Origin of the sequence: Tardiphaga sp. 215_C5_N2_1, assembly GCF_052076055.1 — a bacterium.
GTDB classification, from domain to species: Bacteria; Pseudomonadota; Alphaproteobacteria; order Rhizobiales; family Xanthobacteraceae; genus Tardiphaga; species Tardiphaga robiniae.
The window spans coordinates 6,532,141-6,557,696 of sequence record NZ_CP197240.1; the positions used below are offsets into that span (position 1 = coordinate 6,532,141).

General features: G+C 61.6%; 19 protein-coding genes and 1 pseudogene. 9 read left to right on the forward strand and 11 right to left on the reverse strand.

The window, feature by feature from the left end:
* Positions 1 to 126 precede the first annotated feature (126 nt).
* Complete coding sequence (locus AB7828_RS30850; protein ID WP_441232134.1) at positions 127 to 2,784, forward strand: autotransporter outer membrane beta-barrel domain-containing protein; 2,658 nt, start codon at positions 127 to 129, stop codon at positions 2,782 to 2,784.
* Positions 2,785 to 2,858: 74 nt separating this feature from the next.
* Here AB7828_RS30850 and mobA read toward each other — a convergent pair whose 3' ends face one another.
* Complete coding sequence (gene mobA / locus AB7828_RS30855) at positions 2,859 to 3,488, reverse strand: molybdenum cofactor guanylyltransferase MobA (protein WP_441232135.1); 630 nt, start codon at positions 3,486 to 3,488, stop codon at positions 2,859 to 2,861.
* A gap of 70 nt (positions 3,489 to 3,558) precedes the next feature.
* Here mobA and AB7828_RS30860 point away from each other — a divergent pair, with 70 nt between their 5' ends.
* From AB7828_RS30860 to AB7828_RS30880, 5 genes are all read left to right on the forward strand, one after another.
* The gene (locus tag AB7828_RS30860) at positions 3,559 to 3,807 is read left to right on the forward strand and encodes a sulfurtransferase TusA family protein (protein WP_093760742.1); all 249 of its coding nucleotides are present in this window, start codon (positions 3,559 to 3,561) and stop codon (positions 3,805 to 3,807) included.
* Positions 3,808 to 4,007: 200 nt separating this feature from the next.
* Positions 4,008 to 5,666: an OFA family MFS transporter gene (locus tag AB7828_RS30865; RefSeq protein WP_439063252.1), complete on the forward strand. Its 1,659-nt coding sequence runs from the start codon at positions 4,008 to 4,010 to the stop codon at positions 5,664 to 5,666.
* A gap of 87 nt (positions 5,667 to 5,753) precedes the next feature.
* The gene (locus AB7828_RS30870) at positions 5,754 to 6,017 is read left to right on the forward strand and encodes a hypothetical protein (RefSeq protein WP_441232136.1); all 264 of its coding nucleotides are present in this window, start codon (positions 5,754 to 5,756) and stop codon (positions 6,015 to 6,017) included.
* A gap of 159 nt (positions 6,018 to 6,176) precedes the next feature.
* A complete protein-coding gene (locus tag AB7828_RS30875) occupies positions 6,177 to 6,473 on the forward strand; it encodes a hypothetical protein (RefSeq protein WP_439057613.1) in 297 nt (98 codons plus the stop codon).
* On the forward strand, positions 6,470 to 6,652 hold the full coding sequence (locus AB7828_RS30880) for a hypothetical protein (RefSeq protein WP_441232137.1): 183 nt from the start codon (positions 6,470 to 6,472) through the stop codon (positions 6,650 to 6,652). The genes AB7828_RS30875 and AB7828_RS30880 overlap by 4 nt, the downstream gene beginning before the upstream one ends.
* Here AB7828_RS30880 and dapA read toward each other — a convergent pair.
* Both dapA and AB7828_RS30890 read right to left on the reverse strand, forming a co-directional pair.
* On the reverse strand, positions 6,649 to 7,623 hold the full coding sequence (dapA, locus tag AB7828_RS30885; protein WP_441232138.1) for a 4-hydroxy-tetrahydrodipicolinate synthase: 975 nt from the start codon (positions 7,621 to 7,623) through the stop codon (positions 6,649 to 6,651). The genes AB7828_RS30880 and dapA overlap by 4 nt on opposite strands.
* Positions 7,624 to 7,633: 10 nt before the next feature.
* Positions 7,634 to 7,921, reverse strand: coding sequence for a hypothetical protein (locus AB7828_RS30890; protein ID WP_210269175.1), 288 nt, complete (start codon positions 7,919 to 7,921; stop codon positions 7,634 to 7,636).
* Between the two features lie 166 nt (positions 7,922 to 8,087).
* Between AB7828_RS30890 and AB7828_RS30895 the strand changes: the two are divergent.
* A pseudogene (locus tag AB7828_RS30895) lies at positions 8,088 to 8,342 on the forward strand (DUF6496 domain-containing protein); the annotation flags it as partial.
* A 154-nt stretch (positions 8,343 to 8,496) separates the two neighbouring features.
* On the opposite strand, the gene AB7828_RS30900 reads toward AB7828_RS30895, so the two are convergent.
* A complete protein-coding gene (locus tag AB7828_RS30900) occupies positions 8,497 to 8,733 on the reverse strand; it encodes a hypothetical protein (RefSeq protein ID WP_439057617.1) in 237 nt (78 codons plus the stop codon).
* Positions 8,734 to 8,752: 19 nt separating this feature from the next.
* Positions 8,753 to 9,640: a non-homologous end joining protein Ku gene (ku, locus tag AB7828_RS30905; protein WP_441232139.1), complete on the reverse strand. Its 888-nt coding sequence runs from the start codon at positions 9,638 to 9,640 to the stop codon at positions 8,753 to 8,755.
* A 144-nt stretch (positions 9,641 to 9,784) separates the two neighbouring features.
* On the opposite strand from ku, the gene ligD reads away from it, so the two are divergent.
* Complete coding sequence (gene ligD / locus AB7828_RS30910; protein WP_441232140.1) at positions 9,785 to 12,508, forward strand: DNA ligase D; 2,724 nt, start codon at positions 9,785 to 9,787, stop codon at positions 12,506 to 12,508.
* Between the two features lie 107 nt (positions 12,509 to 12,615).
* On the opposite strand, the gene AB7828_RS30915 is transcribed toward ligD, so the two are convergent.
* Complete coding sequence (locus tag AB7828_RS30915) at positions 12,616 to 12,780, reverse strand: DUF3309 family protein (protein WP_081422059.1); 165 nt, start codon at positions 12,778 to 12,780, stop codon at positions 12,616 to 12,618.
* A 155-nt stretch (positions 12,781 to 12,935) separates the two neighbouring features.
* Between AB7828_RS30915 and AB7828_RS30920 the strand changes: the two genes are divergently transcribed.
* The gene (locus AB7828_RS30920; RefSeq protein ID WP_441232141.1) at positions 12,936 to 13,247 is read left to right on the forward strand and encodes a polyhydroxyalkanoic acid system family protein; all 312 of its coding nucleotides are present in this window, start codon (positions 12,936 to 12,938) and stop codon (positions 13,245 to 13,247) included.
* Between the two features lie 230 nt (positions 13,248 to 13,477).
* Here the strand turns inward: AB7828_RS30920 and treY are convergent, their stop codons facing one another.
* The 5 genes from treY to treS are packed head-to-tail and all read right to left on the reverse strand — an operon-like array spanning position 13,478 to position 25,552.
* Positions 13,478 to 16,270, reverse strand: coding sequence for a malto-oligosyltrehalose synthase (gene treY / locus AB7828_RS30925; RefSeq protein ID WP_441232142.1), 2,793 nt, complete (start codon positions 16,268 to 16,270; stop codon positions 13,478 to 13,480).
* Entirely contained in the window at positions 16,270 to 18,036 is a 1,767-nt protein-coding gene (gene treZ / locus AB7828_RS30930; protein ID WP_441232143.1) for a malto-oligosyltrehalose trehalohydrolase, read from the reverse strand. Before treZ ends, treY begins: the two co-directional genes overlap by 1 nt.
* Positions 18,033 to 20,111 carry a glycogen debranching protein GlgX gene (gene glgX / locus AB7828_RS30935; RefSeq protein ID WP_093760720.1) on the reverse strand — a complete coding sequence of 693 codons (2,079 nt, stop codon included), beginning with the start codon at positions 20,109 to 20,111 and terminating at the stop codon, positions 18,033 to 18,035. Before glgX ends, treZ begins: the two co-directional genes overlap by 4 nt.
* A 3-nt stretch (positions 20,112 to 20,114) precedes the next feature.
* A complete protein-coding gene (gene glgB / locus AB7828_RS30940) occupies positions 20,115 to 22,256 on the reverse strand; it encodes a 1,4-alpha-glucan branching protein GlgB (protein WP_441232144.1) in 2,142 nt (713 codons plus the stop codon).
* Positions 22,253 to 25,552, reverse strand: coding sequence for a maltose alpha-D-glucosyltransferase (gene treS / locus AB7828_RS30945; RefSeq protein WP_089267454.1), 3,300 nt, complete (start codon positions 25,550 to 25,552; stop codon positions 22,253 to 22,255). The genes glgB and treS overlap by 4 nt, the downstream gene beginning before the upstream one ends.
* Positions 25,553 to 25,556: the final 4 nt, after the last annotated feature.

Below are 25,556 nucleotides of genomic sequence, written 5' to 3' on the forward strand. Positions count from 1 at the left end.
CGGGCACACCGTTCGGGAAAGCAACGCGTCTCTCTCCAGGACAATTCCTCTGCATTCCAGCCCAAGACAGCGCCTCGCAGCAATGCGACTTCTGGTGCACGGCTACCGGTTCGCAAGAGGGAATATATGTCTCCACGTTCGACGACCAGCACCATCGAGAGATCCCGGCGATACCTGACGAATGCCAGTCATCTGGCGCTCGCGATTGGCTGCGTGGCGCTTGTGTGCATTGCCTTGCCCGCTCCGGCCATGGCGGTCGATTGGACGGGGACGATATCCACGGACTGGTACACATCCGGAAATTGGGATCTCAACGCGATCCCGACGTCAGTCCAATCGGTCGTGATCAACACCACCGGCCCCAATGCGACGCTGATCAGCGGCGGGACGGCGGCGGCCGGCACAACGAATATCGGCCTGAATAATACCGGCATGCTGACAATTTCGAACGGCGGCACCCTGGCGGGCGGTCAGGCCTTCCTCGGCAATCTGTTCGGCTCGGTTGGCACTGCGACCGTTACGGGCGCGGGCTCGGTCTGGAATGTTGAGGGAATGGTGGTCGGCTATCGTGGCGCCGGCACGCTGAATATCCTGAACGGTGCGGCCGTCGGCACCTCAGTGTGGGAGTTCTCTATCGGAGATCACTTTGGTGGTTCCGGGGCGGCGACCGTCGATGGTGCAGGTTCGATTTTGACCGCCAGCGATTTTGTTGTTGGTAACGGTGGAACAGGCACGCTGGTGGTTTCGAACGGCGGCACGGTCGTTGGTACAACATGGACGAGCTATATAGGGCAGGCCGCAGGTTCGGTTGGCACGGCAACGGTCACAGGCCCGGGCTCCCATTTGATCGTCGCCAATAATGGCCTCGCTATCGGTCAAATGGGAAACGGCACGCTCACGATTGCAAATGGTGGTGTCGTATCGGTCAGCGGCAATGTGCTTCTTGGCTTTCAAGCAGGCTCGGTGGGTACGCTCAATATCGGCGGCGGCACCGGAGCGGCGGCGACCGCGCCGGGCACGCTCGATGGTGCGTCTGTCTTTTTCGGCAACGGGACCGGCGCGATCAATTTCAATCATACGAGCACCGGCTATACTTTTGCCCCGGATATCAGTGGGCCCGGATCGATCAACCAGCTTGCCGGCACAACTATCCTCACGGGCGATTCGGGCGGCTTCTCCGGCGCGACCAGTGTGACCGGTGGGCGGCTGGCCGTGAACGGCTCGCTCGCCAATTCGGTAGTGACGGTGTCGGGCGGCGGCATCCTGGGCGGCACGGGCACGGTCGGCGGCATCGCGGCCAATAGTGGCGGCATCGTCGGGCCCGGCAATTCGATCGGTACGTTGAACGTCAATGGCAATGTGACGTTTGCAGCGGGATCGATCTATCAGGTGGAGACCAATGCAGCCGGGCAGTCGGATAAAATTGCAGCGACAGGAAGCGCGACGCTGAACGGTGGCACAATCGTCGCCTCCGGTGCCGCGCCTCTCGGGAGCCAGTTTACGATCCTGACGGCAGCCGGCGGCATCAATGGCACTTTCGCCAGCGCCAGCGGAGCGACGGTGACGCCGTTCCTGGCCTACGGCCTGACCTACGATGCAACCAACGTCTATCTTGGCGTCAGCCGCAGCAACGTCACCTTCGCCTCGGTCGGATCGACCCGCAATCAGATCGCGGCTGGTGGAGGAGCAGATAGTCTACCGGTTGGCAGTCCATTGGTGGGCGCACTGGTGCAGCTCGATGTGGCGCAGGCCCGCGGGGCCTTCGACCAGATCTCTGGCGAGGTGCATGCCTCGGTCAAGGGCGTCATGATCGAGGATAGCCGCTTCCTGCGCGAGGCAGCGATCGATCGGCTGCGCGCTGCGTTTGACGGCGTCGGCGCGGCTGCCGCGCCGGTCACGACCTATGTCAACGGCCGCCCCGTGCTTGCACCAGCCGCCACCGACGGCATTGCGGTTTGGGGCCGCGGCTTCGGCTCCTGGGGGCTGTGGAACGGCGACGGCAATGCTGCAACCGTCAAGCGCGATATCGGCGGCTTCATGGTCGGTGCCGACGCGCCGTTCGTCGATGGATGGCGCGTCGGTGCAATCGGCGGCTACAGCCGATCGAGTTTCCGCGTTGGCGATCGTAATTCCTCCGGCGCCAGCGACAACTACCATGGCGGCCTCTATGGCGGCACGCAGTGGGGCGATCTCGCTTTCCGCTCCGGTCTTGCCTATACGCGGCACGATCTCTCGATCAATCGCTCGGTAGGGTTTCCGGGCGTCGCCGAGTTGCTGAGGAACAACTACAGCGCCGGCACCACGCAGACCTTTGGCGAGTTCGGCTATCGCATCAGGGCAGGGCGGACGCCGCTCGGCCATCTCGCTTTCGAGCCTTTCGCTAATCTCGCTTATGTGAATCTGTCGACCGATGGTTTCACCGAGAAGGGCGGCGCCGCCGCGCTCACCAGCCGGGGCGATACCACTGGCGTCACCTTCACGACGCTGGGGCTTCGGGCGTCGACAGGCTTTGATCTCGGCAACGGGATGACCGCGACGGCCCGTGGCATGCTCGGCTGGCGTCATGCCTTCGGCGACGTCACGCTGACCTCGACCATGGCCTTCGCCGGTGGATCGCCGTTCACCGTTGCTGGCGTCCCGATTGCGAGGAATGGCGCCGTCGCTGACCTTGGCTTTGACGTCAATGTCACGCCAGACGCCGTTCTTGGTCTCACCTATGGCGGGCAGTTTGGCTCCGGTGTCACCGACCAGACCTTGCGAGGCAATTTCGCTGTCAGGTTCTGACGCGATCGCATCATGTCGAGAGGCGGCCTGACGGCCGCTTCTCGGTCGATGTCGTTCCAAACGGCGATATGTCGTTAGTTGTCATCCAGCTTTGCAAGCCGTTCGGCTTCGGCGATGTCGTCCATCGTATTGGCATTGAAGAACGGATCAATAGGATCGGTCGGCCATTCCACGGTTGCGAGCCCGTAGCGGGACGTCCAGCGGCCGACCTTGCGGATGTCCTCGTTGACGAGTCCGTGCCGTAACTCATGGCGGAGGGCGACGTCCCACAGTCCGACGACGGGGTGCGACTGTCCGGCCGATGACGCGACAGCAAGCTGCGCATTCTCCGCGCTGCGGGCGTGATGCAAACGCGAGACGAGATCGCGCGGCAGGAACGGGCAGTCGCCGGCGACGCTGAGCATCCATGTGACATCCGGTCGGTTGGCAGCTGTCCATTCCAGACCCGCAAGGATGCCGGCGAGGGGGCCGGGAAAATCCGCGACGTCGTCGGCAATCACCGGCAGACCGAAGGACGCAAATCGCGCGGGATCACCATTGGCGTTCAGCACCAGCCCGTCGCATTGCGGCGCGATGCGCGCGATCACGCGGGCCAGGATGCTGCGGCCGCCGATTTCGCGCATCGGCTTGTCGCCGCCGCCCATCCGGCGCGCGAGACCGCCCGCGAGAAGCACGCCCAGCGTGGCCGGATATGTGTTCGTCATCGTCATACCGCTGCATATGACATTTGACGCCAGCCCGATATAACGCAGTTGCACCAAGTGGAACCGCGCGATGCCTGTGACCAAGCTCGACCTGACCGGATTGAAATGCCCGTTGCCGGCGCTGATGACGCGCAAGGCGATGAAGGCACTGTCGGTGGGCGATCGACTTGAAGTCCACTGCACGGACCCCCTCGCGGTGATCGACATCCCTGCGTTGATTCAGCAAAGCGGCGATCAGATCGAAGCCTCCGAACGCAGTGGCGATGTGATCGTTTTCTTCATCGAAAAACGAAATGCTGCGATTGCAAATCGCGATTGAATTGCTGCGATGCAGTGGAAATCATTGATAAATTTTCGCTCCTGATACCTTTGGACTATCGACTCCCGCAGTCGCTTCTGGCCCTGTTCTAAAGTGCGAGCGTGCGTGAATCTTTGTCCGCGCGCCGCAGGGGAATTGACGAAGCGACTTTTTCAAATCGCAGACCGGCTCAGAAGGGTCGGCTGCAGGGGAGAACTTTCATGACAAGTGTGGGCAACGCCGGAACACTGTCTGGCACCAAGCCAGGATTGCTGGAACGCGAACGCATCATTGCGACCGCCGGCTTCAACCGGTGGCTGGTTCCACCTGCTGCACTCTGTATTCATCTCTGTATCGGCATGGCCTACGGCTTCAGCGTGTTCTGGCTGCCGCTGTCGCAAGCAATCACGACACCTGCCTCGAAGGAAGTGTGCGAGGGCATGAGCCTCGCCACCGAGCTGTTCACCACCACCTGTAATTGGAAGGTCGCCAGCCTCGGCTGGATGTACACGCTGTTCTTCGTGCTGCTCGGCGTCTCCGCCGCCATCTGGGGCGGCTGGCTCGAGCGGGTCGGTCCGCGCAAGGCCGGCTTCGTCTCGGCGATGTGCTGGTGCGGCGGTCTCGTGCTCGGTTCGATCGGCGTCTACACGCATCAGCTCTGGCTGCTGTGGATCGGCTCCGGCGTGATCGGCGGCATCGGTCTCGGCCTCGGCTACATCTCGCCGGTATCGACGCTGGTGAAGTGGTTCCCGGATCGTCGCGGGATGGCGACGGGCATGGCCATCATGGGTTTCGGCGGCGGTGCGATGATCGGCTCGCCGCTGGCTAACCTCTTGATGAATTATTTCAAGACCCCGACCGATGTCGGCGTCTGGCAGACCTTCCTGGCCATGGGCGTGATCTACTTCGTGTTCATGACCATTGGCGCGTTCTCCTATCGCATCACGCCACCGAACTGGAAGCCGGAAGGCTGGACCCCGCCGGCTACGGCGAATGCGATGATCACCACCGGCCACGTGCATCTCGACAATGCGCACAAGACCAAGCAGTTCTGGCTGATCTGGGGCGTGCTCTGCTTGAACGTGTCCGCCGGCATCGGCGTCATCGGCATGGCCTCGCCGATGCTGCAGGAAATCTTCGCGGGCAAGCTGATCGGTGCGCCTGACCTCTCCTTCAGCCAGCTCTCGGCTGCACAGAAGACGGCGATCGCCGGCATTGCCGCCGGCTTCGCCGGTCTGATTTCGCTGTTCAACATCGGCGGCCGCTTCTTCTGGGCGTCTTTGTCGGACAAGCTCGGCCGCAAGAACACCTACTACACGTTCTTTATTCTTGGCATCGTGCTCTATGCACTGGTGCCGACCTTCGCGGCGATGGGTAGCAAGGTTCTGTTCGTGCTGGCCTTCGGCATCATCCTCTCGATGTATGGCGGCGGCTTCGCGACCATCCCGGCCTATCTCGCCGATATCTTCGGCACCCAGTTCGTGGGTGCGATCCACGGCCGGTTGCTGACGGCCTGGGCGACTGCGGGCATCGTCGGTCCGGTGGTGGTGAACTACATCCGTGAATTCCAGATCGCTGCCGGCGTGCCGCGGGCGCAGGTCTATGACTTCACGATGTATATCCTCGCCGGCATGCTGGTGCTGGGACTGATCTGCAACATGCTGGTGAAGCCACTGGCGCCGCACTGGTTCATGAAGCCGGAGGAAGTCGCGAAGTTGCAGGCCAAGGGCGCCGAGGCGGCGTCGGCCGGCGGAGGCTCCTATGGTATCGGCAAGGGCGGTTTCGACGGCGCAGCCATTGCCTTCTGGGCTTTCGTCGGTGTCCCGCTGTGCTGGGGTGTCTGGCTGACGCTGCAGAGCGCCGCGCGCATCTTCCAGTAAAACCTGCGCGGGACCGGCAGCGAAAGCTTCCGGTCCCGTTTCACATCTGACGAACAATCTTCAAAACAAGCACATTCGGGGATAACGATGACACGCATCACTACGGGCCTCTTGGCCGCACTGTTCGTTGCGACTTCAATGGGCGCTGCTTCGGCACAGGCGCCTGCGACGCCGGCAACCCCTGCTGCGCCCGCCAAGATGAAGCTGAACAAGCAGAGTCTGAAGGACATGAAGGCGAAGTGGAGCGCCAACAAGGGCAAGCTCAAGGCCTGCCGCAAGGACGTCAAGGTCAAGGGCCTCGCCGGCGACGACCGCTGGTTCTACATCGAAGACTGCATGGCCAAGAGCTGAGCGAGCGCTGGTCTTTCCGGCAGTTCCAGCCTCCTGATCTTTATGCCGCGCCTATGAACAGGCGCGGCTGCCCGTCTCGATTTCATATGGCGATGTCCGCATCTTCTCACCATCCCGACGCGCTCATGCGCCAGGGATTTGAGAAGACGGACAACGACCATGACGATGTTCTACAATCGCGATACGCAACTGCACGATTTCTCGGCCGACAGCGCCTATCGCAGCTACCTCATCAGCCGCAATCAGCCGCCGATCGTCCATCACTCGGGCGATATCCAATGGAAACGGCTCTGCGTAACCATCAGGCTGACGCGTAACCACATCAAGGGCTTCTTCGCCGCCATCCATATGGCTTTGGTGGCCGACAAGATGCGCCGCGCGCGGCGTGAACTGGCGCGCGTCCGTGTGCGCGCCGCCGATACGCCGGTGCTTCCGGATCGCCGGAGCGTGCCATGAGGGAAGACCGTTCTGCAGCGCTGCTCGCGCGTATTGCCTCCTATGCGACCATCATGCCGGGCATTCTCGCCCGGCTATGGCGTTTCGTCATTGGACCTGCTGTCTATCGGCCGGCCGCGCATTATATGCGCGGACCCGGCCCGAAATGTCGTGAGAAGAACGAGCGCCCGCAAGCCTAGCGGGCGCGGCGTAGGGGCGGTGCGTCGTCGGGCTGTGCCCAGATCGCTTCCATCGCGGTGTAGACCAGCCGCTGCTCGGTCTCTGTGAGCGCCGTCAGCGGCAGGCGCACGGCGGCATTCCCCAAGCCCCGCAGGCTCAATGCAAATTTCACCGCCGATGTAACCTGGTCCGGCGGCAGAGCTGCTGCGAGCGGCGCTAGCATGTCCGAAATGGTCGTCGCATAGCGCGGGCATCCCTGGCGGGCCGCGTAATACATGCCGCGGCAGAGCTGCGGCGCCACATTGGCCATCGCGGAGACAACGCCGTCGCCGCCGAGCAGCAGATAAGGCAGGGCTGCGGTGTCCTGTCCCGTCAGCATCCGGAAACCCGCTGGCAGCAGCGGCCGCAATCGCGCCAGCCGGCCGGCGTCGGCGGTGTCGTCGCGCAGGCCTATCAATCGTGGCGAGGCGGCGAGGCCGATGAGCGTGTCGTCGGTCAGCGCACGGGCACAACGCGACGGTGCGTCATGCACAATGACCGGCAGCAATGTCGCCTCCAGGATCGCACGGAAATGCGCTGCGATGCCACTTGCCATCGGGCGGTTGTAATACGGGACGACCGACATGACGGCATCGGCGCCGGCAGCCCATGCCAGCCGGGTCGATTCAATGGCGCGGCTGGTGCAGTTCGATCCCGCGCCGGCAATGACGTGGATGCGCCCGCGGGCGACGCCGGCGGCAGTCCGGATCAGCGTGGCGCGCTCGTTCGAGGTGAGCGTGTCGGCTTCGCCAGTGGTCGCGCCGACGACGATGGCACTAGCGCCGGCACAGACCTGTCGCTCGCACAGGCGTGCGAAAGTGACGAGATCGAGCGCGCCATGCGTGTCGAACGGCGTCGGCACATCGGCGATGATGCCGTGCAGCCAGTCGTTGGCGCGATGGGAGGCATGAGCTTGCGGGAGGGCATGAGCCCGAAGAGCAACTGTGGACATGGCGGGAAGCTCAGGCGACGCGCCGTTGTTGTAACCGTTCGACAGAGGTTGCTGCCGTGAAAGGCAGGGCGTTCATATCGAGTTCGATGAGGCCCGCCGTCTCGATGATAGCTTCGGGGCGATGACCGTTCTCGAACAGTGCATAACGCACGGCATTCGCGCGGCTGACAAACAATCCGCCGAATAGGCCGTTTTGCTCCTGCGCGACCCACTGGCCGCCGCCGTTCTTGCCGATGAAAACGAGGGATGAGCTACACGAGGGAGGTTCGATGGTGATCACTTGCAGTCTCCAGTTCATTCGCTTGAGCGAATGGCTGCAAGATGATCGGCCGCCCGTTTGAAAACGAGATGAGTGGCGGCGCCGCGTTATAGGGATTTCATAAGTGCGTCCGTTCGCCAATCGTCGGCGTGGAACCATCACCCGCGGCGGCGATTGATCGTTTCGATCATAAAGGGAGCGTGGAATGGCGAAGTATTCCAAGAAGGCGGCAGCGAAGGTCGCGCGAGCGGTGAAGAAGGCGAAGGCCGGCACGCTGAGAAGTGGTCGTTCGAAAAAGAAGGTGACCAGCCGCAAACAAGCGATCGCCATCGGCTTGTCGGAAGCTCGCGCCGAGGGCAAGAAGGTGCCGAAGGCGCCGAAGAAAAAGACGGTGAAGAAAGCCAGCAAGAAGACGGCGGGGAAAAAGAAAGCGGCAAAAAAATCCCGGAAGTCGACGAAGGCCTGAGGCAGCGCCGATGTACGTTGATCGACGCATATGACCCAATCTTCGTCATGCCCGGGCTTGTCCCGGGCATCCACGTCTTGGGGAGAGAAAAGACGTAGATGGCCGGGACAAGCCCGGCCATGATAGTTTCGACCGAAGCGTCATCGCCTCACTTTGTCTGTAGGGTCGCCTTCAGCAGGTGGTCCTTACATTCATCGTCCTTGCCCTCCGCCATTGCTTCGCTGGCCAGGCCGATCTCGTCGGAAGCGGTCTTCTTTTGCTTGCCTTCGGCCATCTTGGCGATGGCTTCGGCGACGAAGGCGATATTCGAGGCGTTGCATTCCCTTGTCTGTAGCTGCTGCGTCTGCGCTGCCACGGTCGGCATCAACGCGATGCCTATGATCATTCCCAAAATCTTCATGCGCTCAGCTTGCCTTGCGATGTCGCGCCGATGACCGCGCAGCCTTCTTTGCCGGACGCTTGCGTGCTACATGTGGTCGTGATGACGAAGCGCGTTTGGTCGACTTGCCCTTGCCACCCTTGAGGCTCGCCTTCAGCGCATCCATCAGGTTGATGACGTTGTCCGGCTTCTCCTCCTTCTCGACGACCTTCACCGGCTTGCCCGCAGCCTTGCGCTTCACCAGCGTCTTCAGCGCGGTCTCATATTCATCCTTGAACTTGCTGGGATCGAAATGCGACGCCTTGCTGTCGAGGATATGCGCCGCAAGGTCGATCATGTCCTTGGAGATCCTCGGGCTCTTGATATCGTCGAAATAGTCCTCCTCGTCGCGCACTTCATAGGGGAAGCGCAGCGTAGTACCGAGCAGGCCCTTGCCGAGCGGCTCGATGGCGATGATGTGCTCCCGATTGGTCAGCACGATGCGCGCCAGCGCCACGCGGTCCTTGTCCTTCATGGCATCGCGGATCACGGCGAACGCATCGGCACCGGCCTTGCCGTCGGGCGCGATGTAATAGGGATTGTTCAGATAGCGCCGATCGATCTCGTCGCGCGGCACGAAATTATCGATATCGATGGTGTGATTGCTCTCGATCTGCACGGCCTCGAGCTCTTCCTTCTCGATCTCGACATATTCGCCCTTGCTGATCTCGTAACCGCGGCCCTTCTGTTCCTTCTCCACGACATCGCCAGTCTCGGCATCCACCATCTGCTGTTTCAGCCGGTTGCCGGTCTCGCGGTTGATCATGTGGAATTTGGTCTTCTCGATCGTGGTCGCGGCCGGATACAGCACCACCGGGCAGGTGACGAGCGACAGCTTGAGGGAGCCTTTCCAATAGGCGCGGGGCGGGGCCATACTCGTCCTCCAACTCGATCTACAAAATGAAGCGCACAGGACGCAAAGTATTGCGCTGGCGTGGATTTCCAGGAACTTCAACGGCAGTTGCCGGTTTTGGTTCCGGGCCGGATCATGCGCCCAATGTGGTGAGTGGGGGACGGTGTGGCCGACAAGCAGCTTCAGATCTATCGTCGGAAACGCGATTTCGCGCTCACCAAGGAGCCCTCCGGTCAGATCGTGGTCGCGCCGGCGAAGCGCCGCCGCTTCGTGATCCAGAAACACGATGCCACGCGGCTGCATTATGATCTGCGGCTGGAGATGGACGGCGTGTTCAAGTCCTGGGCCGTCACGCGCGGGCCATCGATGGACCCTGCCGACAAGCGCCTCGCTGTGGAGGTCGAGGACCATCCGCTGGATTACGGCGATTTCGAAGGCACGATTCCCCGGGGACAATACGGCGGCGGCACGGTGCAGCTGTGGGACCGTGGCTATTGGGAGAGCGACGATCCGGACAAGGGCCTCAAGAAGGGCGACCTGAAATTCACGCTGGACGGCGAGAAGCTGCATGGCGGCTTCGTACTGGTGCGCATGAAGCATGACCGCAATGGCGGCAAGCGGACCAACTGGCTGCTGATCAAGCACCGCGACGACTTCGTGAAGGAGGGCAAGGCCAACACCATCCTCGACGATGACAAGTCAGTGGCATCCGGCCGGACCATGAGCGCCATCGCCTCAGGAAAAGGGAAGGCGCCGAAGCCCTTCATGATCGCGAAGACGGCAAAGATCAAACCCGATGCTATCTGGGATTCCAGCGATGGCAGTGCTGCCGATGCGCGCGCTAATAGGGGCGGCAAGACCAAGGCTGATGTAGGGGGGGCGAGGACCGAGAAAGCTGCAGGCAAAAATGCCGTGACAAGGAAGGCGGCCAAACCATCGGCGAAGCCGGCCAAGGTCGCAAGGATGCCTGGCTTCGTCGCGCCTCAACTTTGTACCGTCGTGGATCGGCCGCCCTCCGCGGATGGCTGGGCGCATGAAATCAAGTTCGACGGCTATCGCGTGCAACTCCGCGTCGAAGACGGCGAAGCCACGCTGAAGACACGCAAGGGGCTCGACTGGACGGAGAAGTTTCAGGCCATCGCCAAGGAAGCCACCGGCCTGCCGGACGCTATCATCGATGGCGAGATTGTCGGCCTTGATGCACATGGCGCGCCGGACTTCGCTGCGCTGCAGGCGGCGCTGTCGGATGGCGAGACCGATACGCTTATTTTTTTCGCGTTCGACCTTCTGTTCGCTGAAGGCGAAGATCTGCGGAAGCTGCCGCTCGGCGAGCGCAAGGAGCGATTGAAGGCGCTACTCGACAAAGCCCGCGGCCGTCGCAAGGAAAGCCTCATTCGCTATGTTGATCATTTCGAGACTGGTGGTGACGCCATTCTGCAGTCGGCCTGCAAACTGTCGCTGGAAGGCATCGTCTCCAAGAAGCTGTCGGAGCCCTATATGTCCGGCCGCTCGCAAAACTGGACCAAGGCCAAATGCCGGGCCGGCCATGAGGTCGTGATCGGCGGATGGAAGAGTAATGCCGGCAAGTTCCGGTCGCTGATGGTCGGCCTCAACAGAGGCGATCATCTGGCCTATGTCGGCATCGTCGGCACCGGCTTCGGCCAGGACAAGGTCACGCGCATCATGCCGGCGCTGAAGAAAGCAGCGGCGAAGACGAGCCCGTTCGGCGGCAAGGAGACGCCACCGGGTGGTCGGGACGTGCACTGGCTCAAGCCCGAACTGGTGGCCGAGATCGAATTCGCAGGCTTCACCGGCGCGGGCATGGTGCGTCAGGCGTCATTCAAGGGGCTGCGGCAGGACAAGCCAGCCGATGAGGTCGAGGCCGAGACTCCCAAGAAGACCGAACTTGCCGAGCCGACGCCGAAGCGCAACGCGAAGAAGACTGCCAAAAGCTCCGCAAGAAAAACCGCGCCCGCAAGAGCTGCGGCAGGCAATGCCGTTGTCATGGGCGTATCGATCTCCAAACCCGACAAGGAGCTGTGGCCGGATGCCGGCGATGGCGAGCCGGTCACCAAGCGCGATCTCGCGGTGTATTTCGAGGCCATCGGCGATTGGATGATGGACTATCTCAAGGGCCGCCCGTGTTCGATCGTACGCGCGCCCGACGGCATCGACGGGCAGCAGTTCTTCCAGCGCCACGCAATGCCGGGGACATCCAACCTGCTCGAACTCGTGAAAGTCTCCGGTGACCGCAAGCCTTACCTGCAGATCGATCGCGTCGAGGGTCTTGCGGCTGTCGCGCAGATCGGCGGACTCGAACTGCATCCGTGGAATTGCGCGCCGGATGCGCCGGATACACCGGGGCGTCTGGTGTTCGATCTCGACCCGGCGCCTGATGTGGAGTTCATTGCCGTCATGGATGCGGCACGCGAGATGCGCGAACGGCTCTCGAGCCTCGGCATGGAGAGTTTCTGCAAGACGACCGGCGGCAAGGGCCTGCATGTGGTGGCACCGCTGCTGCACGGCGCGAAGGACAAGGTCGACTGGAAAACGGCGAAGAGTTTTGCGCAGGCCGTGTGCCAGCAGATGGCCAGTGACGACCCCGAGCGCTACCTCCTCAGCATGTCGAAGAAGCTGCGTGGTGGAAAGATTTTCCTCGACTATCTGCGCAACGACCGGATGTCGACCGCGGTCTCGGTGCTGTCGCCGCGGGCGCGAAAGGGGGCCACGGTGTCGATGCCGCTGACATGGCCCCAGCTGCGCAAAGATCTGGATCCGAAGAATTTCACTGTGCGCAGCGTCCCGTCGCTAATGGCGAAGAGCAAGGCGTGGGCGGGTTACGAGGATGCTGCGTCGTCGATCAAGTCGGCGATCGGGAAAATGAAATGACGCTCACTGTCATCACTCGCCTTCGCGGGTGATGACGGTGAGAGCGTACGCACATGGAAAAGCGCGCGATCCTTCCGGATCGCGCGCCTTGAAATCAATATCCGCTCTTACAGCTTACCAAGCAGCAGGAGGATCAGTAGAATTACCACGATGAGGCCGAGACCGCCGCCGCCGTAATAGCCGGTGCCGTAGAACGGACCGCCGCCGATACCGCTGAAACCACCAAGCAAGGCGATAATCAGAATGATCAGAATGATAGTACCAATGGACATGGATTTCTCCTCAGCCTGGCAGACGGACAAGCCTGCTGCCTTCATGCGATAAAAACGCGCAGGCATCCCCAAGGTTCCATGAGTGAAACTTTGATTACGACTACCGTCGGGCGAAATCGCGCTTACATCCGTGTGAGCTAACAAAGGATCATGAGATGTCTGCACCGCTCGTCGTTTCCATTCCGCACAGTCTCGGCCGCGAGGAAGCTGCGCGCCGGCTCAAGACAGGACTGACACGCGCAGCAACTAATGTACCAATGTTGAAAGTTGACGAGGAGCGCTGGGACGGCGACCGGATGATCTTCCGCGTCCGTGCCATGGGGCAGGCGGCGTCCGGTCATGTCGATGTTGCCGAGGATCATGTCACCGTCGAAGTGGTGCTGCCCTGGTTGCTGCAGCGTTTCGCGGAAGTGGCGCAGGCAGCGATCAAATCGCGCGGAAATCTGCTGCTCACGAAAAAGAGTTGAAGCGGCGATTGCGGCGTGCAGAAAATCTCACGCATCTTCCGTGCCTGCCGCTCTGCAGCATAAAAATGCCGTGCGATAGTGCGGCGCACACGAGTTTGATCGTAAACCACTCGCAAACAATTTGATGAAAAGCTTTAAGCACGCGGAGGAAGGGAACCGACCTTTCTCGAGTCGGCACGACATCCGCCAGGCCGCCCGGCCGTTGATCCCGGGCGGCCTTGTCGTGTGTGCTATCGCAAACGCGTCGAACGAATGCGTTTCGGCGCGGCATGTGCCTTCACGATCGCCATCGGAATCTGCCTGAAGAGCTTGGCAACGGAGAGCTGGATCGCGCCGTTCTTCTGCGCAGAACCTTCAACGAGGTAGCCGGGCGCGATCACTGTCGCGTCGAAGGCCGTCGCCTCCGGCCAATGCCGCCCGCCTTGTGTCGCTTCGGAAAAAGCGCGTGGGATCACGACGATTGCCGCGTCGCGCTGATGCCGCCGAGCAAAGGCGATGATGTGCGCGGCATGAGGTCCGGTCACTTCAAGTGGTTCGTAATCGCCATCGGTGAAGACGGCTGCCATCTCGGTGCGGCGTTTCAAAAGCTCGCGCGTCCAGGCGAGCTTGATGTGGCCATCATCCCAGTGCTGCGCCAGTGCCGCCCAATCCGGTTGTTGCAGTGCCTTCAGCACTTTCGCGCGTTCGGCGAAATCCACCGGGCGGCGGTTATCGGGATCGACCAGCGAGAAATCCCAGAATTCGGTGCCCTGATAGAAGTCCGGCATGCCGGGAATGGTCGCTTTCAGCGTGATCTGGCTGAGTGAACTCAACGCGCCGATCAGCGATGTGCGTTTGGCAAAGGTCTCAAGCGCTGCAAGAAATTCCGGCGACTGGGCCGGGTCGAGAATGCGCTCCAGAAACGTGCGCAGACCCTTCTCATAGGTGTCGTTGGGGTTGAGCCAGCTCGTTTCCTGCTTGCCCTCGCGCGCCGCCTTCAGCGCATAGGCCTGCATCCGCTCGAGGAAGGAATTGTCCTGCCCGCCGAGCGGCCATGCGCCGATAAGCGCCTGGTATAACATATACTCAAACGCTGCTGAGGGCGCGCGCATTTCGCCGTCAACAATCAGATGCGGCGCGTTCAGCAACTTCCAGCGGCTGACAGCACTGGCCCATTCACCGGGCATTTCGGCCAGCGCCAGCAAACGCGCGCGGGCATCCTCGCCGCGCTTGGTATCGTGGGTGGCGGTCGAAGTCATGCCATGCGGCCGCTCGAGCGCGCGTGTGATCATTATCTCGTGGAACGTGGCGACAGGTATCGCTTCCGCTGCCGGCTCGCCGCCAACTTCGTTGAACGCCAGCAGGCGATGATAGCGATAGAAGGCGGTGTCTTCGAGCGACTTCGCCATCGTCGGCCCGGTGAACTGCTGCACCTTCAATGCAAAGCGTCGCACCCGCGGCTTGCTATGTGCGGGGCGGCCGGGTTTCAGCAGGTCCAGCGTCAGAGCGTCGCGCAAGAAGTCGAACAAGCCTTCATCGGCGCCGAACCAGTCGGCGCGAGCTTTCTCGATGGTCGTGGCGATCAGTTGTCGGTCGAGGGCAGATGGACCGGCGGTGGAGAGATAGGTGCGATAGACCGGGAAATGCAGCACGTAGAGTTCGAAAGCCTGACGCAGCGTGTCGGCGGAGAAGTCGCGCGTCGAATAATGCCCGTTGGCGATCCGTGCCAGCAGACGCGTCAGCACGGTGAATTCGCTGAGCAGCAGCGTATCGAGCACGCGGCGCTTGGCTTCCACCAGTTGTGGTTCGAATTTCGGCGAGACGTTGCTCACCTGTCGCCAGGTTTCGCCCAGTGGTTCCAGGCCTTTTTCTTCGACCAGCACCTGCGTGATCACATTGAGCCATTCATAGCCGGTGGTGCCATGCACGCCGGCGAAGGGCACCAGCTTCTCGTGCTTGCCGAGAATCTTCTCGACCACGACATAGAACGGTTTGGTGCTGTTGCCATGCGCCTCGCGGATCAGCCGGCGCAGTCGTTGGAAATATTGCGAGGGATCGTGAAGGCCGTCGATATGGTCCAGCCGCAACCCCTGCAGCTTGTCTTCGGTAATCAGCCGTTTGACCAGCGAATGGATCGCCTCGAACGTATCGGTGTCCTCGATACGTAGACCAGCCAGCGTATTGACGTCGAAGAAGCGGCGGTAATTGATCTCGCTCGATGCCAGGCGCCACTGACCGAGCTTGTAGTGCTGGCGCTCCAGCAGCATGTGCATGGCCTGAATCTGGGCGGGCCGATCCAGCCCGGCGCGATAGGCGTCGAGGCCACGCGTGATAACCTCGGCAGCGCCGTCGATCGACGCCAGCTGCTGCTTGAAAGCCGGCGCTTCCCGCCGGTTGGGATGGCGGAGGCCCTTGTGCTTGGCCGCCAGTGTCAGGATTGCCCGGCCGGCTGGCGTGTTGCCGGCGTCGGCTTCCTTGACGATGGTGCGCAGCATCTCGCTGTAGCGCTCCGGCGCGATCGGCAGCCTATGTTCGAAATACCAGGCCGAGAAGTTGCCTTCCTCGGCGTCGTATTTCAGCTCGATCTCGCCGTTGTCCAGTGCCTGGCCATAAGAGCTACCGATGATCGGTAGCAGCAGGCCGCCGCGTGCGCGATAGGGCAGGGTGTCCCAGTCGATGTCGAAGGAGACGGCGTGCGGCGAGGCCTGTCCCCATTCCAGCACGTCGAGCCACCACGGATTGTCTGCGAAATGCACGCCCACATGATTGGGCACAAAGTCGAGGATCAGGCCGATATCGTTGGCCTTCAGCGCGGCACTCAGGCGCTCGAAACCTTCGTCGCCGCCCAGTTCTGGATTGAGCTTGGTGTGATCGACAATGTCATAGCCATGGGTCGAGCCGGCGCGCGATTTCATGAAGGGTGAGGCATAGAGATGGGTGATGCCAAGCGCCTTCAGATAGGGGACGATGCCCGCGGTGGCATCGAAATCGAAATCCTTGGTGAGTTGAATACGGTAGGTCGCGACGGGAATCGCAGGAGCCATTATCTATCTCCGATCCGCCAAACGACGGACCACGGCGTCCCCACGCCGGTGGTAGTGTTGCCCCAAATTGTTGTACCTGTGCTCGGCGGTGCCGCGTTGACGGCGTTGTCGGAAAGATTGGCCGTGAGATGCAGCCTGCTGCCGTCACCCATTGTCCAGAAGGCCGTGAGCAAACCGTCGTCGCTCGCCTCAGCCTGGCCGAACCGTGCGCCAGCAAGGCGCGGCACGATGTGCTGATTGCGCAATGCGAGCAGCTCGCGAACCAGCGTCAGCCGCGTCTTGCCCGTGGTCGTTTCGCGATTGTCCCAATCGACGAAGGCCGAGCGGAACGAGCTCTCGTCCAGCGGGTCGGGGATCTCGTCGCCATACTTTTCGTACGCGCTGGCGAATTCCTTCTTGCGGCCATTGCGCACGGCATTGGCGAGATCGCCCTCGAAATCGCAGAAGAACGGAAACGGTACTTTCGAGCCCCATTCCTCGCCCTGAAACAGCATCGGCACCATCGGCGCCAGCAATGTAACGGCCAGCGCAGCTTCGATGGCCTCGGGCTTGGCCAAGGTCTCCAGCCGATCGCCAAGCGCACGATTACCGATCTGGTCGTGGTTTTGCAGGAAATTCACGAAGGCGGCCGGTGCGAGTTCGCCTGATGGTTCGCCGCGCGGTGCGCCGTCGCGATGCGCCGACGACTGGCCCTGATAGGCGAAGCCCGAGCCCAGCGCCCGTGCGATATGATCGAGCGGTTTCGGTGCGTAGTCGCTGTAATAGCCCTTGTCCTCGCCGGTGAGCAGCACGTGCCAGGCATGGTGATAGTCGTCGTTCCACTGCGCGCGATATTTGCCGCGCGGCGGGTTGGTGGCGGGATCGAGCAGAGTGGCGCGGTTGTCGTCGTTCTCGAGCACCAAATGGATCAGCCGGCCGGTGTCGGCGGCCAGCTTGCCGACCTCGCGGCTCAGCTCGTGCAGCATCGGGATCTCGCCCTGTTCGGGGATCGCATGAACGGCATCGAGCCGCAGCCCATCGAAGCGATAGTCGCGCAGCCACGCCACGGCATTCTCGATCGCGTAGGCCCGCACCTCCGGCAGGTGATAGTTGATCGCCGAGCCCCACGGCGTATGCGCATCGCCGAAGAAAGACGGCGCATAGAGGCCGAGATAATTCCCTTCCGGGCCGAAGTGGTTATAGACGACGTCCAGAAACACCGTCAGCCCACGCAGATGCGCCTCGTCGATCAGCGCCTTCAGATCGTCCGGACGGCCGAACATCGCGTCCGGCGCATACCACAGCACACCGTCATAACCCCAGTTGCGCTTGCCGGTGAAATCGGCCAACGGCATCAATTCGAGCGCGGTGATCCCCGTCGCCACAAGGTGATCGAGCTTGTCGATCATCGCGCGATAGGTGCCCTGCGGCGTAAAGGTACCGACATGGGTTTCAATCAGCACGGTCTCTTCCCACGGCCGCCCGCGCCAGTCGGCTGCTCGCCACGCATAGGTCCTGTGATCGATGACTTCGGAAGGGCCGGCGATATCGTTCGGCTGAAAGCGTGAGCCGGGGTCGGGCACGTCGGTCTTGCCGTCGATCCTGAAGCGATAGGTGGCGCCGGCTTTCACATCGGAAATCTCGGCGGCGAACCAGCCGTCCTCGCCGGGCTTCAGCGGATGTGTCTGATCGCCGAGCATCACATCTACGTGCAGCGCTGCCGGTGCCCAGAGCCGGAAGATCGCGCCTTTCTCCGTGAGCCGTGGTCCGAACGAATGCGCGCTCATGCTGGCGTCCCCGCAAAGGCCAGTACCGAACGCGGCGGCGCATCGATGTCGCTACCGGGGGGCAGGATCGCGATGGAGAGCTTCTCGTCGGCGGTGTTCAGCACCTGCCGCCAGTTCTTGTATTCCAGCATCTTCGGCAGCTTGAACGGGATGCCCTCAGGCGCCGCATTCAGCACGATGAAGATCGGGTTGGTGTTGTCGCCGGAAGCGCTAAGCACATAGGACAGGAAGCGCCCGTCTGGAAAAGCCCAGTCCGTCTCGGTCATCTCGTCGGCCGAGGGCGTCAGCCACAGTACCCCATAGCTGCCGTCGGCACGGCGGCCGTCGAGCCAGCGTTGCGTGGTGATCTGCGGAAAGCGCTGTCGCAGCTGCGCCATATGGCCGATGAAGTCGGTGAGATCGTCGTCCTTGTCGCCGAGATTGTCCCAGCCGACCCAGCCGATCTCGTTGTCCTGGCAATAGGCATTGTTGTTACCGCCCTGGGTATTGCCGACCTCGTCGCCGGCCAGCAGCAGCGGCACACCTTGGGCCAGGAACAGACAGGCGAGCTGGTTCTTGCGCAGCTGTCGGCGCAGCGCCAGCAGCTCGGGATCGTCGGTCGGGCCCTCGACGCCGAAATTGTTGCTGAGGTTATCCGAGGAGCCGTCGCGATTGTCCTCGCCATTGGCTTCGTTGTGCTTCTCGTTATAGGCAAACAGGTCTGCCAGCGGGAAACCGTCATGCACGGTGACGTGGTTGATGCCGGCGCGCTGCTTGCGGCCGTCATGATTGAACACGTCTGACGAACCGGTCATGCGGCTGGAGACTTCGCCGATCAGCGAGCCTTCGCCGCTCCAGTAGCGGCGCATGGCGCTGCGATATTTGTCGTTCCATTCCGACCATTGCGACGGGAACGCACCGACCTGATAGCCGCCCATGCCGAGATCCCAGGGTTCGGCGACCATTTTGACGTTCGCTAGGACAGGGTCCTGTCGAATGGCGGTGAGGAAACCGCTATTGCGATCGAAGCCATTCGGCCCGCGCGCCAGCGTGGTTGCAAGGTCGAAACGAAAGCCATCCACGTGACACACCTCGACCCAGTAGCGCAATGAATCCATCACCATCTGCAACACGCGCGGATGCGTAAGGTTCATCGAGCTGCCGCAGCCCGTGAAGTCGTCATAGAATCGCGGATTGTCCGGCATCAGCCAGTAATAGGAGGCGTTGTCGATGCCGCGATAACTCAGCGTCGGGCCGAGATGATTGCCTTCGGCGGTGTGGTTATAGACCACGTCGAGCATCACCTCGATGCCCGCATCATGCAGCCGGGCGACCGTCGTGCGGAACGCATCGAGCGGATTGTCGGTGCCGTAGCGCGCTTCCGGGGCGAAGAAGGAGAGGGTATTGTAACCCCAGTAATTCACCAGCTTCATTTCCACCAGCCGGCGGTCATCGACAAAGCTGTGCACCGGCAGCAGCTCGATGGTGGTGACGCCAAGCCGTTTGAGATGCTCGATCATCGACGGCGACGACAGGCCGCGATAGGTGCCGCGCAGCCCTGGCGGCACGTCCTTGCGGGTCTGCGTCAGGCCTTTGACATGGGCCTCATAAATGATGGTGTCTTCCCAGGGTACGCTGGGACGCGCTTCCTTGCGGCCCCAGTTGAAGGTCTCGTCGACCACCACGGCCTTCGGCATGCCGCGCGCATTGTCGCGGCGATCGAAGGACAGGTCCTCGCGCGACGAGCCGGTGCGATAGCCGAAGTGAGCGTCGCTCCAGACCAGACGCCCGGCCAGTTTCTTGGCATAGGGGTCGAGCAGCAGCTTGTGCGCATTGAAGCGATGCCCATGCTCCGGCTCATAGGGGCCGTGCACGCGATAACCATAGAGCTGGCCCGGCGAGACATCGTTGAGATAGCCGTGAAAGACGTGCTCGTTATATTCCGGCAGTTCGATGCGCTCAAGCTCGCGCCGCCCCTGGCTGTCGAACAGACACAGTTCGACCTTGGTGGCGTTCGCAGAGAACAAGGCAAAGTTGGTCCCCCGTCCGTCCCAGCTTGCGCCGAGGCGGGAGGGCATGCCGGCGGATAGTCTCATGCTCTAGAATTCCGGTACGAGAAAGAGTGCGGCCAGCGGTGGAAGGGTTAGACTGAGTTCGGGGACAAGCCCCTTGGCAATGACTTCGCCCGAATTGCCGACATTGCTGCCGCCATAATGCGCGGCGTCGGAATTCAACACTTCGCGCCAGGTGCCGGTGAACGGCACGCGGACGCGGTAATCGTGATAGACGTTCGGCGAGAAGTTCACGACCACGAGGCACTGCGTGCGCGGGTTGGCGCCCTTACGCAGCCAGGCGAAAACGTTGTTGCCGGCATCGTCGGTGATCATCCATTCGAAGCCCGCGGGATCGCAATCGAGTTCATGCAGTGCCGGCTGGTTGCGATACAGCTCGTTGAGATCGCGGATCAGCGAATGGATGCCGGCATGCTTGTCCTGCTCGAGCAGGTGCCAGTCCAGCGACGTGTCGTGATTCCATTCGCGCTCCTGGGCGAATTCGCAGCCCATGAACATTAGCTTCTTGCCGGGATGTCCGAACATGAAGGAATAATACGCGCGCAGATTGGCGAACCGCTGCCAGTCGTCGCCGGGCATGCGGCCCAGGATGGATTTTTTGCCGTGCACCACTTCGTCATGCGATAGCGGCAGCACGAAATTTTCCGAGAAGGCGTATTGCAGCCCGAACAAGATGTCGTTGTGTTGATACTTGCGATAGATCGGATCCTTGCTGATGTAATTCAGCGTGTCATGCATCCAGCCCATGTTCCACTTGTAGCCGAAGCCCAGCCCGCCGAATTCGACGGGACGCGATACTTGCGGCCATGCAGTAGATTCCTCCGCCGCCGTGGTCGCATTCGGGAATTTCGCGAAGACTTCGGTGTTGAAGCGGCGTAGGAAGCTGACGGCCTCGATATTCTCGCGGCCACCATATTTGTTCGGAATCCAGGCGCCGGCTTCGCGGCTGTAATCGAGATACAGCATCGAGGCGACGGCATCTACGCGCAGCCCATCCACATTGTAACGCTCAAGCCAGAACAGCGCGTTGGATACGAGGAAGTTTACGACTTCGGTGCGGCCGTAATTGTAGATCAGCGTGCCCCAGTCCATGTGCCGGCCCTGCAGCGGGTTGGCATGTTCATAAAGGGCCGTGCCGTCGAAATTGCCGAGGCCATGCGGATCGTCCGGAAAATGGCCGGGCACCCAGTCGAGCAGCACGCCGAGCCCTTCGGCGTGGCAAGCGTCGATCAGCAATGCGAATTCTGCCGGCGTACCGAAGCGGCTGGTCGGCGCATACATGCCGGTCGGCTGATAGCCCCACGAGCCGTCAAACGGATGCTCGTTGACTGGCAGGAATTCCACATGGGTAAATCCGAGGTCGCGAGCGTAGCGCGGCAGCGTCTCCGCAAGGTCGCGATAGGTCAGCCATTCATTGTCACCCTTGCGGCGCCACGAACCCAGATGCACCTCATAGATCGACATCGGCTTGTTCAGCGCATTGATGTTATCCGGGGCAGGGCGCGGATGCGGGATCCTGGTTTCGTCGAGCACGATGGACGCCGTGGAGGGCCGCATTTCCGCGGCGAAGGCCATCGGGTCGGATTTTTGCGTCAACTGTCCATGCGGGCCGATGATGTCGAACTTGTAGTGATCGCCGGGCGTCGCGCCCGGGATGAACAGCTCCCAGTAGCCCGCACCGCGCACGCGCATGGGATGACGCCGCGCATCCCAGAAATTGAAATCGCCGACCACGCTGACCCGCTTCGCATTAGGCGCGAGCACCACAAATCCGACGCCGCTGACGCCTTCAAGCACCATCGGATGGGCGCCGAGCTTGTCATAGAGCCGCTGATGCGTGCCTTCGCCGAGCAGATAGAGATCGAATTCGGTCAGGATCGGCGGAAAGCGATAAGGGTCGTCGAGATCGACGGATCTGTCGCCATAGCGCGCCCGCAGTTGATACTTGGTCGAGCCATTGGCCAGTGCGCCGACAAACAGCCCGGCGTCATGCACGCGCTCCAACGCGGTCGTCGCACCGTGATCGTCAATGGCATCGACCTTCACAGCTTCCGGCAGGAAAGCGCGCACGACCGTCTTATCGGCTTCCTCGTGGGGGCCGAGATAGTGAAATGGATCGGAGTGGCGGCCTTCGACGATTGCGTAAGCCTCGGCGGGCAAATTGGTCATACGGCTTCCTCAGAATACTGGTTCAGAATGCGCAGGATGCCAGTCAGTGGCACGCGCAGCCAATCCGGCCGATGCGCAAGTTCGTATTCGATTTCATAAAGCGCCTTTTCCAGAAGGAAGAAGTTCAGCATTTCTTTGGTGGCTCCCGCGTCTGCCGGCCACAGCCGTGCATCAGTCATGGTCTCGCGATAGGCGTCAACGAAAGCCGTGGTGGCACGTTCCCGCCAGGCGTCCAGCGCGGCAGCCAGCTTGCCGGTGTCGTCCGAAGTTACCTTGAGCGCGCGTTCCAGCGCTGCCGTTGCCGAATAATCGATCGAGCGAATGAGCCCGGCGATATCACGTGCAGCAGGCGCCTTGCGGCGGCGCTCATCGATCGACCTGCGCGGTTCACCCTCGAAGTCGATGATGAAGATATCATCCTTGACGATCAGCATCTGGCCGAGATGGAAATCTCCGTGATGGCGGATCTTCAGTCCGTCGATATTCTCCGGCAGCAGCTCGGTCAGCCACCCCCGCAAGCCGTGGCGCAGTTCCAGCACCTGATCGATCAGTGCGCGATCCGAATCCTTTGCAGCATTGCGACGCTGGGCGAGCGCACTAAATACCGGCTCCGCACGCGTGACGATTTCGTTGATCCAGAGCCTGATATCGTCAGGCGACGTCGGCTCCGGCTTGAAATCCGGGATGTCGTCGCGGCTGGCCAGTGCCATCTGCATCTCGGCGACGCGGCGGCCGGTCTGCGACATATAGAGCAGATACGGCACCTGCTCTTCACTGTGCGGGGCGTGGTCATCCACCGCCAGCAGACGCTGCTCATCGGCGAAACGGTCGAGATAGGCCGATGTCACCGTCCAGGCATCGCCCTGATTCTGCACGAAGGCATGCACGATGGCGACGGCGGTGCGCTGATCACCCTCGACCAGTTCGACGCTGCCAAGCAGAGCCGGCGTATTGGTGAAACCGGCGATATCCGTCAGGAAACGGCTGACCTCGATCTCCGGATTGATGCCGGCCTGCAGCTTGCGATAGATCTTCACGACATAGTCGTTGTCGACCAATGCAGTGCTGTTGGACTGTTCGGTTTCGACCGCACGGATGTTCTCCAGCGGCGCAGCCGGCTTTTCGGCGAGCTTGGTCGTTGGCCGGAATTCCAGACGGTTGCCCTCTTCTTCGACGGTCAGTGAAATGCGCAAATTGTGCAACAGCAGCGCAATGAAGATGTGGTCGGTGGCAACGTCGAGCAGGGTACCTTCGCGTGCGCCCTGACGAACCGCGGCAAAGGCTTTCGGATTGTAGCGTTCGCGATCGAAGCGGGTCCACTCGATCTGCATGGGCAGCAGATAGCGCGTCGCCACATTGCGCTGCGTGGTTTCGAAGAACACCAGCCATGGACGGTTGTCGCCGATCTCGCAGAACGGGATCGCGCCGGTAAGCACGGGCTGGATCGCCTTTGGCTGTCGCTCCGGATACCAGCGACTGCGCGCCAGGAAGGAAGGCAGCACGTCGCGCTCGAACACACCGCGCGTACGGGCGAGAGTCATCCAGGTCGAGCCAAGCGGCACCACCAGCGTTTCAAATTCCGGCACCACCGGCGGCTGCGAATGTTCGGAGACATCGCGGAGCTGCAGCTGGAACCAGTAGAAGCCGTAAGGCGCCAGCGTGATCATGTAAGGCAGATCGCCGATCGGCGGGAATTTGGTGCGGCCGAGCATTTCCAGCGGCACGCGTTCCTTCCACGGCGACAGATCGAGTTCGGTGGCCTGCGCGGCGCGCGACAGGTTGGCGACGCAGAGGATCGCTTCGTCGCCGAGCTGGCGCACATAAGCGAGAACGGAGCGGTTGTCGGGGCGGATGAAGGTCATGGTGCCGCGGCCGAAAGCCAGCGTCGATTTCCTGACAGCAATGAGCCGTTTGGTCGCCGACAGCAGCGACGATAGGCTGCGCGACTGCGCCTCCACGTTCACGGACTCGTAGCCATAGATCGGATCCATGATCGGTGGTGCATAGAGCCGCGCGGGATCGGCGCGCGAGAAACCGCCATTGCGGTCCGGCGCCCATTGCATCGGTGTACGCACGCCGTTGCGGTCGCCGAGATAGATATTGTCGCCCATGCCGATCTCATCGCCGTAATAGATGATCGGCGTGCCGGGGAACGACAGCAACAGTGAATCCAGCAGCTCGATCTTGCGGCGATCGTTGTCCATCAACGGCGCCAGGCGACGGCGAATGCCGACATTGATGCGCGCGCGCGGATCGTTCGCATAGGTCGACCACAAATAGTCGCGTTCGACGTCCGTGACCATTTCCAGCGTCAGCTCGTCGTGATTGCGCAGGAACATCGCCCACTGGCAGTCGCCGGGAATGTCCGGCGTCTGCCGCATGATGTCGGTGATCGGGAAACGGTCTTCCTGCGCCAGCGCCATATAGATGCGCGGCATGAGCGGGAAGTGATATGCCATGTGGCATTCGTCGCTGTTGCCGAAATATTCCTGCACGTCCTCCGGCCATTGATTGGCTTCGGCGAGCAGCAGCTTGCCCGGCGCATAGGCATCGAGTTCGGCGCGCAGATGCTTGATGACCTTGTGGGTCTCGGGCAGGTTCTCGTTATTGGTGCCGTCGCGCTCGACAAGATAGGGGATCGCGTCCAGACGGAAGCCATCGACGCCGGCGTCCAGCCAGCGTTTCATCACCTGCACCACGGCAGAGACGACGCGCGGATTGTCGAAATTCAAATCCGGCTGATGCGAGAAGAAGCGGTGCCAGTAATAGGCCTTGGCTTCGGGATCCCAGGTCCAGTTCGACTTTTCGGTATCGGTGAAGATGATCCGGGTGCTCTGATATTTCTGGTCGGTGTCGCTCCAGACATACCAGTTGCGCGCACTGGAGCCGGCCGGGCTGCGGCGGGCGCGCTTGAACCAGTCATGCTGGTCCGACGTGTGATTGATGACGAGTTCGGTAATCACGCGCAGGCCACGGCGCTTGGCTTCGTGGATGAAGCGCTTGAAGTCCTTCATCGTGCCGAAGTCGGGATGGATCGAACCATAGTCGGCGATGTCGTAGCCGTCGTCGCGGCCAGGCGACGGATAGAACGGCATCAGCCAGATGGTGGTGACGCCGAGATCCTGCAGGTAATCCAGCTTCTCGGTCAGGCCGATAAAGTCGCCGATGCCGTCATGGTTGCTGTCAGCGAATGTCTTCACATGCAGCTGATAGATGATGGCGTCCTTGTACCAGAGCTTGTCGATCTCCTCGGCGCGCTGTTTCGCTTTAACGTCGATATCGGTCATTACGTTCATGTCA

Coding starts and splice junctions, on each gene's coding strand:
- treS (WP_089267454.1), bottom strand. CDS start 25,552: ATGAACGTAATGACCGATATCGACGTTAAAGCGAAACAGCGCGCCGAG.
- AB7828_RS30890 (WP_210269175.1), bottom strand. CDS start 7,921: ATGAACTGGAGACTGCAAGTGATCACCATCGAACCTCCCTCGTGTAGC.
- AB7828_RS30850 (WP_441232134.1), top strand. CDS start 127: ATGTCTCCACGTTCGACGACCAGCACCATCGAGAGATCCCGGCGATAC.
- glgX (WP_093760720.1), bottom strand. CDS start 20,111: ATGAGACTATCCGCCGGCATGCCCTCCCGCCTCGGCGCAAGCTGGGAC.
- ku (WP_441232139.1), bottom strand. CDS start 9,640: ATGGCCCCGCCCCGCGCCTATTGGAAAGGCTCCCTCAAGCTGTCGCTC.
- AB7828_RS30870 (WP_441232136.1), top strand. CDS start 5,754: ATGACACGCATCACTACGGGCCTCTTGGCCGCACTGTTCGTTGCGACT.
- dapA (WP_441232138.1), bottom strand. CDS start 7,623: ATGTCCACAGTTGCTCTTCGGGCTCATGCCCTCCCGCAAGCTCATGCC.
- AB7828_RS30860 (WP_093760742.1), top strand. CDS start 3,559: ATGCCTGTGACCAAGCTCGACCTGACCGGATTGAAATGCCCGTTGCCG.
- AB7828_RS30915 (WP_081422059.1), bottom strand. CDS start 12,780: ATGTCCATTGGTACTATCATTCTGATCATTCTGATTATCGCCTTGCTT.
- glgB (WP_441232144.1), bottom strand. CDS start 22,256: ATGACCAATTTGCCCGCCGAGGCTTACGCAATCGTCGAAGGCCGCCAC.
- AB7828_RS30900 (WP_439057617.1), bottom strand. CDS start 8,733: ATGATCATAGGCATCGCGTTGATGCCGACCGTGGCAGCGCAGACGCAG.
- AB7828_RS30920 (WP_441232141.1), top strand. CDS start 12,936: ATGTCTGCACCGCTCGTCGTTTCCATTCCGCACAGTCTCGGCCGCGAG.
- AB7828_RS30865 (WP_439063252.1), top strand. CDS start 4,008: ATGACAAGTGTGGGCAACGCCGGAACACTGTCTGGCACCAAGCCAGGA.
- AB7828_RS30875 (WP_439057613.1), top strand. CDS start 6,177: ATGACGATGTTCTACAATCGCGATACGCAACTGCACGATTTCTCGGCC.
- AB7828_RS30880 (WP_441232137.1), top strand. CDS start 6,470: ATGAGGGAAGACCGTTCTGCAGCGCTGCTCGCGCGTATTGCCTCCTAT.
- treZ (WP_441232143.1), bottom strand. CDS start 18,036: ATGAGCGCGCATTCGTTCGGACCACGGCTCACGGAGAAAGGCGCGATC.
- mobA (WP_441232135.1), bottom strand. CDS start 3,488: ATGACGAACACATATCCGGCCACGCTGGGCGTGCTTCTCGCGGGCGGT.
- treY (WP_441232142.1), bottom strand. CDS start 16,270: ATGGCTCCTGCGATTCCCGTCGCGACCTACCGTATTCAACTCACCAAG.